The organism is uncultured Massilia sp., assembly GCF_913773735.1.
Taxonomy (GTDB): domain Bacteria; phylum Pseudomonadota; class Gammaproteobacteria; order Burkholderiales; family Burkholderiaceae_D; genus Telluria.
In genome coordinates this window covers 180,232-191,543 of record NZ_CAJYEB010000002.1, presented here as the reverse complement: position 1 = coordinate 191,543, position 11,312 = coordinate 180,232, and the positions used below count along the sequence as shown (strand labels likewise).

At 69.1% G+C, this 11,312-nt stretch carries 12 protein-coding genes; 1 reads left to right on the top strand and 11 read right to left on the bottom strand.

The annotated features are described in order from the left end of the window. Positions 1-156: 156 nt before the first annotated feature. The 7 genes from thpR to hda form a co-directional block, all read right to left on the bottom strand. On the bottom strand, positions 157-678 hold the full coding sequence (gene thpR, locus QZ749_RS01230) for an RNA 2',3'-cyclic phosphodiesterase (protein ID WP_296942395.1): 522 nt from the start codon (positions 676-678) through the stop codon (positions 157-159). 15 nt (positions 679-693) lie between these two features. Next, positions 694-1,563, bottom strand: a complete 870-nt coding sequence (gene panB / locus QZ749_RS01225; protein WP_373896766.1) for a 3-methyl-2-oxobutanoate hydroxymethyltransferase — start codon at positions 1,561-1,563, stop codon at positions 694-696. Between the two features lie 78 nt (positions 1,564-1,641). After that, positions 1,642-1,989, bottom strand: a complete 348-nt coding sequence (locus QZ749_RS01220; protein WP_296942394.1) for a DMT family protein — start codon at positions 1,987-1,989, stop codon at positions 1,642-1,644. Further along, positions 1,990-2,466 (bottom strand): 2-amino-4-hydroxy-6-hydroxymethyldihydropteridine diphosphokinase, encoded by a 477-nt coding sequence (gene folK / locus QZ749_RS01215; RefSeq protein ID WP_296942392.1) that lies wholly within the window; start codon positions 2,464-2,466, stop codon positions 1,990-1,992. Continuing rightward, entirely contained in the window at positions 2,463-3,842 is a 1,380-nt protein-coding gene (gene pcnB / locus QZ749_RS01210; RefSeq protein WP_296942390.1) for a polynucleotide adenylyltransferase PcnB, read from the bottom strand. The genes folK and pcnB overlap by 4 nt, the downstream gene beginning before the upstream one ends. Next, positions 3,835-4,509 (bottom strand): HAD family phosphatase, encoded by a 675-nt coding sequence (locus QZ749_RS01205; protein WP_296942387.1) that lies wholly within the window; start codon positions 4,507-4,509, stop codon positions 3,835-3,837. Before QZ749_RS01205 ends, pcnB begins: the two co-directional genes overlap by 8 nt. Beyond that, on the bottom strand, positions 4,506-5,201 hold the full coding sequence (hda, locus tag QZ749_RS01200; protein ID WP_296942385.1) for a DnaA regulatory inactivator Hda: 696 nt from the start codon (positions 5,199-5,201) through the stop codon (positions 4,506-4,508). Before hda ends, QZ749_RS01205 begins: the two co-directional genes overlap by 4 nt. Before the next feature lie 176 nt (positions 5,202-5,377). Here hda and purM point away from each other — a divergent pair, with 176 nt between their 5' ends. After that, a complete protein-coding gene (gene purM, locus QZ749_RS01195; protein ID WP_296942383.1) occupies positions 5,378-6,421 on the top strand; it encodes a phosphoribosylformylglycinamidine cyclo-ligase in 1,044 nt (347 codons plus the stop codon). Positions 6,422-6,541: 120 nt separating this feature from the next. Here the strand turns inward: purM and QZ749_RS01190 are convergent, their stop codons facing one another. The 4 genes from QZ749_RS01190 to QZ749_RS01175 form a co-directional block, all read right to left on the bottom strand. After that, positions 6,542-8,569 (bottom strand): sodium:solute symporter family protein, encoded by a 2,028-nt coding sequence (locus tag QZ749_RS01190; RefSeq protein ID WP_296942410.1) that lies wholly within the window; start codon positions 8,567-8,569, stop codon positions 6,542-6,544. 77 nt (positions 8,570-8,646) lie between these two features. Next, a complete protein-coding gene (locus QZ749_RS01185; protein ID WP_373896765.1) occupies positions 8,647-8,985 on the bottom strand; it encodes a DUF4212 domain-containing protein in 339 nt (112 codons plus the stop codon). Next, positions 8,975-10,525, bottom strand: a complete 1,551-nt coding sequence (locus QZ749_RS01180) for a sensor histidine kinase (RefSeq protein ID WP_296942381.1) — start codon at positions 10,523-10,525, stop codon at positions 8,975-8,977. The genes QZ749_RS01185 and QZ749_RS01180 overlap by 11 nt, the downstream gene beginning before the upstream one ends. Further along, positions 10,522-11,232 (bottom strand): response regulator transcription factor, encoded by a 711-nt coding sequence (locus QZ749_RS01175; RefSeq protein ID WP_296942379.1) that lies wholly within the window; start codon positions 11,230-11,232, stop codon positions 10,522-10,524. Before QZ749_RS01175 ends, QZ749_RS01180 begins: the two co-directional genes overlap by 4 nt. Positions 11,233-11,312 lie beyond the last annotated feature (80 nt).

Here is an 11,312-nt window from a genome sequence, read left to right as displayed (position 1 = left end):
CTGTCGGTGTCGGGGATCGTGATCGCGCTGAATGCGGGTGTCGTGAAACGGGGCTGATGCCGCGGTTGTTTTGCGGTGCCTGAACGCGTGGACGGCGGAGCCGTCCACCCTACGCGCAATGCAAGGGTAGGGTGGACGGGTTTCCCGTCCACGCGTTCAATCGGCGCACGAATATTCTTGCAGCACGGCGTAGCCCTCCGGCCCCGACGCCACCAGCGCATATCCATTCACATGCCAGCCGATGTCGGGTCCCTGTGGCGGCAACGCGACCTTGCCCGCGCGCCGCGCCATCGTCACGTGCGGCCGGTAGGCGCGCGCTTCCGGCTGCAGGCCCAGGCTGGCCAGCGCCTCCGCCAGCCGCGCCTGCAGGTCGAGCAGTGCGGTGGGCTGTTCGTGCGGCGCCAGCACGGCGATGCCGCCGTGCCACAGCGCGGGACGGCCCAGGCGCAGGTCGAAGGGAGGACAGGGAACGGCAAAGCCGGCGCGCAGGTCGGGCAGGCGTTCGGCGGGCACCGCGCCGAGGAAGTGCAGCGTCAGGTGCAGCTTGCCGGTGGCGACCGGCGTGGCGCCGCGCGGCCAGGCCCAGGCGTCGCGCGCGGCGCGCAGGCGTTCGCGCACGGCGTCGTCGGGCCACAGCGCCAGGAACAGGCGCAGGGAAGGAGGGGGCGAAGTGTCCATGCCCCCATCATACGGTCAGAAGCAGTGTTCTGGCGCCGGGAAGCTGCCGTCCTTGACGGCCGCGACGTAGGCGGTGACGGCCGCGTCGATGCTGGTCTGGCCGTCCATGAAGTTGCGCACGAAGCGCGCCTTGCGGCCCGGGAACACGCCCAGCAGGTCGTGCATCACCAGCACCTGGCCCGAGCAGTCCGGGCCGGCGCCGATGCCGATGGTCGGCACGTGCAGCATGTCCGTGACTTCCTTGCCGAGGGCGGCCGGCACGGCTTCGAGCAGCACGATGGCCGCGCCGGCATCCTGCAATGCCTTGGCGTCGCGCTTGAGCTGCTCGGCGCCGGCGTCGGTCTTGCCCTGCACCCGGTAGCCGCCCAGCTGGTGCACGAACTGCGGCGTCAGGCCGATGTGGGCGCACACCGGGATGCCGCGCTCGACCAGGAAGCGCACCGTGTCGGCCAGCCACGCGCCGCCCTCGATCTTGATCATCTGGGCGCCGGCGCGCATCAGCGTGGCGCAGTTGTCGTAGGCCTGCTCCCGGGTGCCGTAGCTGCCGAAGGGCAGGTCGGCCAGCACCAGGGCATTCTTGTTGCCGCGCTTGACGGACGCGGTGTGGTAGGCGACGTCGGCCACCGTCACCGGCAGCGTCGAATCGTGGCCCGCGCAGACCATGCCCAGCGAATCGCCGATCAAAAGGATCTCGACGCCGCAGCGGTCCATCAGCGCGGCGAAGCTGGCGTCGTAGCAGGTCAGCATGGCGATCTTCTCGCCGGCCGCGCGCATCGCCAGCAGCGACGGGATGGTGACGGCCTTCGGCAGCGGCTTGGCGGGCGCGGCCGCCACGTTCGTCTGTCCCGGCGCCGCCATGTCCTTGCCACCCAAATATCCGCTCATAGTATTCCTCTGAAAATCAAACACCGGCGCCGATATGCGCCGGCCGCTATTCTGCACCGTAAATCGCCGGGCCGCCGGTCAGGACCGGAAAATGAAGTACACCGCCCCCAGCATGCACAGCGCCGCCCACACGTAGTCGAGCTTGAACGGCTGGTCCATGTAGAACACGGCGAACGGCACGAACACGGACAGGGTGATTACTTCCTGCATGATCTTCAGCTGGCCCAGGTTGTACTGGGTGGCGCCGATGCGGTTGGCCGGCACCTGCAGCAGGTACTCGAACAGCGCGATGCCCCAGCTGATCAGGGCGGCGACGTACCAGGCCTTGTTGGACAGGTTCTTCAGGTGGCCGTACCACGCGAAGGTCATGAACACGTTGGACAGCACCAGCAGGCCGCCGGTCTGGACGATGACGGGAATTTGCATTCAGCTTAGCCTTTCGATGGATTGGTCGGCCACGCCCGGCAGCAGCGACGCCACCGTGCCGCGGCCAGGAATGCGCAGTTCGGGCGCCACTTCGGCCAGCGGCGCCAGCACGAAGGCGCGCTCGTGCATGCGCGGGTGCGGGACCAGCAGCGCGGGCGCGTCGGCGATGACCTGGTCGCCGTACAGCAGCAGGTCGAGGTCGAGGGTGCGCGGCGCGTTGCGGTAGGGGCGTTCGCGGCCGTGCGCCAGTTCGATGTCCAGCAGCGCGCGCAGCAGCGCGTGGGCGTCGAGCGTGGTGTCGACGGCCGCCACCGCGTTGACGTAGTCGGGGCCGGCGGAATCGATCGGCGCCGTGCGGTACAGCGACGACGCGCCCAGCAGGCGCGTGCCGGGCAGGCGCCGCAGGCGCGCGACGGCGTCGAGCACGTTCGCGCGCGCGTCGCCCAGGTTGGCGCCGATGCCGATCCAGGCGATCATTCGCCGGCCGCGCCCTGGTCGGCGGCGGCGCTGCCCATGGCTTCGCCTTCGCCGGTCTTGCGCGGGCCGCGGCGGCGCGGACGCTTTTTCGCGGCGGCCGGCGCGGTCTCGCGCGCCGCATTGACCAGGCGTTCGCGCTCGGCCACGTCGCCGGCGTAGAAGGTGGTCCACCAGTGGCCGACTTCCGCGTCCAGCTCGCCCGATTCGCAGCGCAGCAGCAGGAAGTCGAAGCCGGCGCGAAAGCGCGGGTGCTCCAGCAGCTTGTACGGCGCCTTGCCGTTGCGGCGCTCGAAGCGCGGCTGCATGGCCCAGATGTCGCGCATGTCGGTGGCGATGCGGCGCTGCAGGGCCAGCTTGTCGGTCTGGTTGTCGAGCACGTCGTCGGCGGCCAGGTGCAGCGCGGGGATCGGGGCCTCGCCGGCGGCGCGGTAGGCGTTCCACTTTTCCAGCACCTGGTGCCACAGCAGCGAGGCGAACAGGAAGCCCGGCGAGACGCCCTTGCCGGCGCGCACGCGCGCATCAGTCGAGTCCAGCGCCAGCGTGACGAACTTCATGCCGATCGGCTGCTCCAGCACCACGTCCAGCAGCGGCAGCAGGCCGTGGTGCAGGCCGGACGAGCGCAGCTCCTTCAGGCAGGCCAGCGCGTGGCCGCTCATCAGGAGCTTGAGCATCTCGTCGAATACGCGCGCGGCCGGCACGTTGTTGATCAGCGGGGCCATGACGGGGATCGGCGCGCGCGTGGCCGGCTCGATCGTGAACTGCAGCTTGGCGGCGAAGCGCACCACGCGCAGCATGCGCACCGGGTCTTCGCGGTAGCGCGCTTCCGGCTGGCCGATGATGCGCAGGATCTTCGCGCGGATGTCCTCGATGCCGCCGTGGTAGTCCAGCACCGTCTGGGTGGCCGGATCGTAGTACATGGCGTTGATGGTGAAGTCGCGCCGCTCGGCGTCCTCGTGCTGCGGGCCGAAGTTGTTGTCGCGCAGGACGCGGCCGTGTTCGTCCTTGGGCGCGTTGTCGCTGCCGCGGCCGCGGAAGGTGGTCACTTCCAGCAGGTCCTGGCCGAACATCACGTGCACGATCTGGAAGCGGCGGCCGATGATGAAGGCGCGCCGGAACAGCTTCTTGACTTCTTCCGGCGTGGCGTCGGTGGCGATGTCGAAGTCCTTGGGCTTCACGCCCAGCAGCAGGTCGCGCACCGCGCCGCCGACGACGAAGGCCTTGAAGCCCGCTTCCTGCAGGGTCTGGGTGACGCGGATGGCGTTGGACGACAGCAGCTTCGGGTCGATGCCGTGCTCGTCCGGGCCGAGGATCACCGGTTCGGTGGGGTCGCGCTCGTCTTTCACGCCAAGGATTTTACGGATGAATTTTTTAATCATTGAACAGATGCAGTAAGGGCCAGCCGTTGGCGGTTGCGTGTTGGCGGAGCGTGGCGCTCGGGTTGGTCGCCACCGGATGCGAGACGACCGACAGCAGCGGGATATCGTTGTGCGAATCGCTGTAGAAGTAGCTGCGCTCGAAGCTGTCGAACTGCCGGCCCAGGCCCTCCAGCCAGGCGTGCATGTGGGTGACCTTGTTGGGGCCGTGGGACGGCAGGCCGTCCAGGCGGCCGGTCGGATGGCCGCCGGCGTCCAGCTCCGGCCGGGCGGCGATCAGGTGCTCGACGTCGAGCAGCCGGGCGATCGGCGCGGTCAGCCAGGCATTGGTGGCGGTGATGATCGCCACCAGGTCGCCGGCGTCCTGGTGCTGCCTGAGCAGCGCGCGGGCGGTGGGGCGGATGGCCGGCGCGATCACGTCGCGCAGGTACTGGCCGTGCAGGTCGCGCAGGGCGGCCGGGGCGAAGCCGGCCAGCGTGCCGAGCGCGAATTCGAGGTATTCGACCGGGTCGAGCTTGCCGGCCTGGTACTGGGCAAAAAAGGCGTCGTTGCGGCGCTGGTATGCGTCGGCATCCACGACGCCCTGGCGGACCAGGAACTCGCCCCACTCGTGATCGGAATCGATCGGCAGCAGGGTGTGGTCGAGGTCAAACAGCGCGAGGTTCTTCATTCTTTGGTTTCGTTGTGTGGCGTAGCGCTTTGATTTCCCTGGAGCAACAAATCGCGCAGCAAAGGGACCGTGACCGGGCGCTGGGTCTCGAGCGAATACTGGTCGAGCGCATCCAGCATGGTCGACAGGGAGCGCATGTCGCGCTTGAAATGGGACAGCAGGTAGGGTAACACGCTGGCCGACAGCGTCAAACCGCGCGCTTCGGCCGCCTGGGTGAGGACGTCGATCTTCTGGTCGTCCGACAGGCCGTGCACCTGGTAGACCAGGCCCCAGCCCATGCGCGTGCGCAGGTCTTCGCGCACCGGCAGCACGGCCGGCGGCACCGGTCCCGTGCAGACCATGTAGGCGCCGTGCTCGCGCACCTGGTTGAACAGCGCGAAGGCGTCGATCTGGCGCGGCGGCGAGAGCTGGTCGATGTCGTCGACGAGGTAGAGGCTGGTGTCCGGCGCGTACGTGAATGCGGCGGCGCCGGCGCCGGGCGCGATGTAGCGCGCGCCGTCGGTCGCGGCCAGGCCCTGCAGCAGGTGCGTCTTGCCGGCGCCCGTTTCCCCCCACAGGTAGCAGAAATGCTCGCGCGAGGCGCGCTGCGCGAACTGGTGCATCAGGTGCGCCATTTCGGCATTCTCGCCTATCTGGAAGGTGTCGAGGCTGTACGCCGGCTCGGCGCCTAAATCGAGCACCAGCTGTTTCATCGCGCGGTTCTCACGTCAAAAAAATCCTGGTTTTATTGTTATGGCGGTGAAAACGGCGTCGGAGCGGGCCGTTTTGATAAAATAACGGATTGACCAGTTGGCCGTTGGCGGCAGCGTCGCGAGCGTGTTCAATTGATCAACCGCCTTCTATTTTACCGCCTCCGCTGCCAAATACCATGAGCCAACCATCTAATGTTTCTCTCTCCTACCGCGACGCCGGTGTCGATATCGATGCCGGCGACGCCCTGGTCGAAGCGATCAAACCGTTTGCCAAGCGCACCATGCGCGAAGGCGTGCTCGGCGGCATCGGCGGCTTTGGTGCGCTGTTTGAAATCAGCAAGAAATACAAGGAGCCGGTGCTGGTCTCCGGTACCGACGGCGTCGGCACCAAGCTCAAGCTGGCCTTCGAACTGAACCGTCACGACACCGTCGGCATCGACCTGGTCGCCATGAGCGTCAACGACATCCTGGTGCAGGGCGCCGAGCCGCTGTTCTTCCTCGACTACTTTGCCTGCGGCAAGCTGGACGTGCCCACCGCCACCGCCGTGGTGAAGGGCATCGCGGCCGGCTGCGAGCAGGCCGGCGCCGCGCTGATCGGCGGCGAGACCGCCGAGATGCCGAGCATGTACCCGGACGGCGAATACGACCTGGCCGGCTTCGCCGTCGGCGCGGTGGAAAAATCGCAGATCATCGACGGCACGAAGATCGTCCCGGGCGACGTGGTGCTGGGCCTGGCCTCGTCGGGCATCCACTCGAACGGCTACTCGCTGGTGCGCAAGATCATCGACGTCGCCAAGCCGGACCTGGAAGCCGATTTCCACGGCAGGAAGCTGGCCGATGCGCTGATGGAACCGACCCGCATCTACGTCAAGCCGCTGCTGGCGCTGATGCAGTCGATGGAAGTGAAGGGCCTGGTGCACATCACCGGCGGCGGCCTGGTCGAGAACATCCCGCGCGTATTGCAGGACAACCTGACGGCCGTGCTGGAGGCGAAGTCGTGGACCCTGCCGCCGCTGTTCCAGTGGCTGCAGCAGCACGGCGGCGTGGCCGATTCGGAAATGCACCGCGTGTTCAACTGCGGCATCGGCATGACCGTGATCGTGGCGAAGGAAAACGCCGACGCCGCACTGGCCCAGCTGCAGGCGGCCGGCGAGACCGTGTACCGCATCGGCGAGATCCGCGCGCGCGCCGAGGGCGAGCACCAGACCATCGTCATCTGAGTTAGCGTCACGCCGTCGCCCCGGCGCAAGGCCGGGGCCCAATGCATGCAGGCGCCGTCGAACCGCGTGCACATTGGGCCCCGGCCTGCGCCGGGGCGACGGTTTTTTGCGGTGACGGTTTTATTCCGGCGCCCGCACGTGATCGACCAGTCCCGCGCTCGCCGCCGGCGGCGGCGTCGTCAGCAGGCTCACGACCGCCAGCACGGCCGCCCCCGCCGGCACCCCGAACACCCCCGCCGAGATCGGCGCGATGTGGAACCACGCCGCGTCCGCGCTGCCGCCCAGGATCGGGTTCGCGTGCAGCATGTAGTACAGGCACACCACGAAGCCCGCGACCATGCCCGCCACCGCGCCCGGGTAGTTGGCGCGCTTCCAGAACACGCCGGCCACCAGCGCCGGGAACATCGTCGACCCCGCCAGCGAGAACGCCGCGCCCACCAGCGACAGGATGTCGGCCGGCTTCTGCGAGGCCGCGTAGGCCGCGATGAACGCCACCGCCAGCAGCAGCAGCTTGGAGATCGTCACCCGCTTCTGCGTCGAGGCGCCCGGGTCGACGATCTTGAAATAGATGTCGTGCGACAGCGCGTTCGAGATCGCCAGCAGCAGGCCGTCGGCCGTCGACAGCGCCGCCGCCAGGCCGCCCGCCGCCACCAGGCCCGAAATCACGTAGGGCAGGCCGCCGATCTCCGGCGTGGCCAGCGTCAGCACGTCGCCATCGATCGCGATCTCGGCCAGCTGCACGACGCCGTCGCCATTGATGTCGACGATGCTGATCAGGGGATTGGCCTTGTCCACGTTCGACCAGTAGGCCACCCAGCTCGGCAGCGAGGCGTAGTCGCTGCCCACCAGCGCCGTGTAGATGTCGTACTTGGCCAGCACCGCCAGCGCCGGCATCGTCAGGTAGATCAGCAGGATGAAGAACAGCGTCCAGAACACCGACACGCGCGTCTCGTGCACCGAGGGCGTGGTGTAGGCGCGCATCAGGATGTGCGGCAGGGCGGCGGTGCCGAACATCAGGCAGAACACCAGCGCCAGGAAGTTGTTGCGGCGGATGTCGGACTCCTCGCGCGTGTCGCCGGGGAAGGGTTCGGTGTGCGGCTCGGGCGGACGGGCGCGCTGCAGGTTGGCGCTGCGCAGCTCGGCCCACGCGCGCGCCGCCTCGTCGGCATTGCGCGGGTAGTCCATCAGCTCGCGCTCGGCGGCGCGGATCTCGCCCAGCGAGGCGTTGCGGCCGCGCGCCGCGTCCAGGCGCCGCTGCGCCTCGACCTTGCCGGCTTCCCACGATTGCGGCAGGCCGGCCAGGCGCCTGCCGTAGTCGTCGGCGCGGGCGCGAAAGCGCGCGCGCACCTCCTCTTCCTTGGGATCGATCGCCAGCTCGGCTTCGCGCAGGGCCAGCTTCGGCAGCACGGAACCGTAGGCCACCTGCGGCACCGGATTGCCGGCGAATTTCATCGACAGCCACATGGTCGGGATCAGGAAGGCGACCAGGATGATGATGTACTGCGCCACCTGCGTCCAGGTGATGGCGCGCATCCCGCCCAGGAAGGAACAGAACAGGATGCTGGCCAGGCCCAGGAAGATGCCGACCGAGAAGTCGACGCCGGTGAAGCGCGAGGTGATCAGGCCCACCGCGTAGATCTGCGCGACGACGTAGGTGAACGAGACCACGATGGTGGCGGCCACCGACAGGGCGCGCACCTGCTTGCCGCGCCGGTCGTTGCCGTCCGGGGCGCCGCCGTAGCGCACCGCCAGGAAGTCGGGCACCGTGTACTGGGCGAAGCGGCGCAGGTGCGGCGCGATCAGGAGGGCCACCAGGCAGTAGCCGCCGGTCCAGCCCATCACGTAGGCGAGGGCGTCGAAGCCGTGCAGGTAGAGCGTGCCGGCCAGGCTGATGAAGCTGGCCGCCGAGATCCAGTCGGCGGCGGTGGCCATGCCGTTGAACAGCGCGGGCACGCGCCGCCCGGCCACGTAGTACTCGGACACGTTCGACGTGCGCGCGACCACGCCGATGGTGGCGTACAGCACGATGGTGGCGAACATGTACAGGTGGCCGATCCACTGGCGCGGCATGCCCTCCTTTTCGAGGATGCCCAGCGCCGCCAGGAACATGCCGAAGCACAGCGTGAACCACAGGTAGTAGCGCGACAGGCGCCGGAAGTAGCGGCGCGTGCCGGCCTTCGCGTCCGCCTTGGCGTCCGCTTTGGCCGCCTTGGGCGTGGCGCCGTTCACGCCTCGTCCCCGAGCTGGCGCGCGAAGGCGCGGTCGAGCACGCGCATGCGCCAGGCATAGGCGCCGATGATCGCCAGGTAGGTCAGCGAGGCGCCCTGGGCCGCCAGGTAGAACGACAGCGGCCAGCCGAACACCGACAGGTGCGCCAGGTCGCGCGCGAAGAACACGGTGCAGAAGCTGGTGGCCAGCCACAGCGCCAGCAGCCACCCGACCAGCCGGCGCGCCTTGGCCCAGTGGCGCGCGCGCGCGGCGACGATGCGCGCGCGGCGCTCGGCGCCGGCCGGCGTGCCGGCAGCGGGATCGGGAACGGAGGAGGGGGCGGCGTCAATCGGCATCGGGTTCTGGCGTGGCGGGTGGCGGGAAGGTCAGCCGGAACAGGCTGCCCGGGAAGGTCTTGCTGGTGCTGCGCGGGTTGTCGAAGACGCCGATGTCGGCGCCGTGCTGGACGGCGATCTCGCGCACGATCGCCAGCCCCAGGCCGGAGCCGGACACACTCGAGCCGAGGATGCGGTAGAAGCGCTCGAACACGCGCGCGCGCTCGGCCGGGGCAATGCCGGGACCGGTGTCCTCGACCTCCAGCATGGCGCGCCCGTCGGCGGCGCGCACGCGCACGGTGACGCTGCCGCCCGGCAGCGTGTAGCGCAGCGCGTTGTCGATCAGGTTCGACAGCAGCTCGCGCAGCATCATCGGGTTGCCGGCGATCTCGATGGCGGCTTCCTCGCCGTCGCCGTCGCCATCGGCATCCGGGGCTTCGTAGCCGAGGTCGATCTCGTGGGCGAACGAGGCCGGCACCCAGTCGAGCACGACGTCGCGCGCGAGCCGGCCCAGGTCGAGCGGCCCCAGGGCCAGGCCGGCATGCGGCTGGTTTTCCGCGCGCGCCAGCGCCAGCAGCTGGTTGACCAGGCGCGTGGCCGACTCCGAACTCTTGGCCAGCTGTTCCAGCGAGCGGTGGATCTCGTCCGGGTCGACCTGGCGCAGCGCCAGTTCCGACTGCATGCGCATGCCGGCCAGCGGCGTCTTCATCTGGTGCGCGGCGTCGGCGATGAAGCGCTTCTGGGCGTCGATGGTATGGGCCAGGCGCGCCAGCATGTCGTTGAGCGAGCCGACCAGCGGCGAGATCTCTTCCGGCACCTGGCGCGAGTCGATCGGTGACAGGTCGTCGGGCGGGCGGGCGCGGATGCGCTCCTGCAGCTGGGCCAGCGGCGACAGCCCGCGCGACAGGGCGAACCAGACCAGGGCCAGGATCACGGGCAGGATGATGAACTGGGGCAGGATCACGCCCTTGATGATGGCGTTGGCGAGCTGGGCGCGCTTGTCCAGCGTCTCCGCCACCTGCACCAGCGCCAGCGGCGGCCCGGCCTTCGGTTCGGCCAGCGGGCGCAGGTTGACCCAGGCATAGGCGACGCGCACGGCCGTGCCGTGCAGGCTCTCGTTGCGGAAGTGCACGCGCCCGCTGCGCTCGGCGTCCTCGGGCGGCGGCTGGGGCAGGTCGCGGTCGCCGTCGACGACCTCGCCGCGCGGGCCGCTGACCTGGAAATACACGCTGTCGACGTCGTCGGCGCGCAGGAAGTCGCGCGCGGTGCCGGGCAGCCGCGTGACGACCCGGCCATCGACTTCCTTGACCTGCTGGGCCAGCACGGTGACGCTGTCTTCCAGCGCATGGTCGAACGGCTGGTTGGCGATCGACTTGGCCACCAGGTAGGTGATGGCGATGCTCATCGGCCACAGCAGCAGCAGCGGGGCCAGCATCCAGTCGAGGATCTCGCCGAACAGCGAGTGCTGGATGCTTTCCTCGGGCTCGGTGCGGGGCGGGACGTACAGGGCGTCCGCCGGCGCCGGCAGCCGGTCGATGGCGCCGGCGTCGCCGCGCTTCACTTGCCTTCGCCGCCGGCCTGCGCCATCTTGCGCGCGCTGTCGGCATAGCGTTCCAGGCAGTAGCCGAGGCCGCGCACAGTGGCGATGCGGATGCCGCCGGTCTCGATCTTCTTGCGCAGGCGGTGCACGTAGACCTCGATGGCGTTGTTCGACACCTCTTCGCCCCATTCGCACAGGTGGTCGACCAGCTGTTCCTTGGAGACCAGGCGGCCGGTGCGCGCCAGCAGGATTTCCAGCAGGCCCAGCTCGCGCGCCGACAGTTCCAGCATCTGGTCGTTGATGGTGGCGCTGCGGCCGACCTGGTCGTACACCAGCGGGCCGTGGCGGATGACGGTCGAGCCGCCGCCCTGGCCGCGCCGCGTCAGCGCGCGTACCCGCGCCTCCAGCTCGGACAGCGCGAAGGGCTTGGGCATGTAGTCGTCGGCGCCGGCGTCCAGGCCGTTCACGCGCTGCTCGATGGAGTCGGCGGCGGTGAGGATCAGCACCGGCAGCAGCGAGCCGCGCGCGCGCAGGCGGCGCAGCACGTCGAGGCCGGGCAGGCGCGGCAGGCCGAGGTCGAGGATCAGGAGGTCGAACTCCTGCGTCGACAGGGCGGTGTCGGCGTCCTGGCCGTTCTTCACGCAGTCGATGGCGTAGCCGGACTGGCGCAAGGAGCGCGTCAGGCCGTCCGCCAGTACGCTATCATCCTCGGCTAGTAAAATACGCATGGTGGCACCCCCTTGTGAAACGTTGGACTTGGCTTGTCCGCCTATTGTGTTTGATAAGTCGCAACATGTCGAATCGGTCA

Coding starts and splice junctions, on each gene's coding strand:
- thpR (WP_296942395.1), bottom strand. CDS start 678: ATGGACACTTCGCCCCCTCCTTCCCTGCGCCTGTTCCTGGCGCTGTGG.
- panB (WP_373896766.1), bottom strand. CDS start 1,563: ATGAGCGGATATTTGGGTGGCAAGGACATGGCGGCGCCGGGACAGACG.
- QZ749_RS01220 (WP_296942394.1), bottom strand. CDS start 1,989: ATGCAAATTCCCGTCATCGTCCAGACCGGCGGCCTGCTGGTGCTGTCC.
- folK (WP_296942392.1), bottom strand. CDS start 2,466: ATGATCGCCTGGATCGGCATCGGCGCCAACCTGGGCGACGCGCGCGCG.
- pcnB (WP_296942390.1), bottom strand. CDS start 3,842: ATGATTAAAAAATTCATCCGTAAAATCCTTGGCGTGAAAGACGAGCGC.
- QZ749_RS01205 (WP_296942387.1), bottom strand. CDS start 4,509: ATGAAGAACCTCGCGCTGTTTGACCTCGACCACACCCTGCTGCCGATC.
- hda (WP_296942385.1), bottom strand. CDS start 5,201: ATGAAACAGCTGGTGCTCGATTTAGGCGCCGAGCCGGCGTACAGCCTC.
- purM (WP_296942383.1), top strand. CDS start 5,378: ATGAGCCAACCATCTAATGTTTCTCTCTCCTACCGCGACGCCGGTGTC.
- QZ749_RS01185 (WP_373896765.1), bottom strand. CDS start 8,985: ATGCCGATTGACGCCGCCCCCTCCTCCGTTCCCGATCCCGCTGCCGGC.
- QZ749_RS01175 (WP_296942379.1), bottom strand. CDS start 11,232: ATGCGTATTTTACTAGCCGAGGATGATAGCGTACTGGCGGACGGCCTG.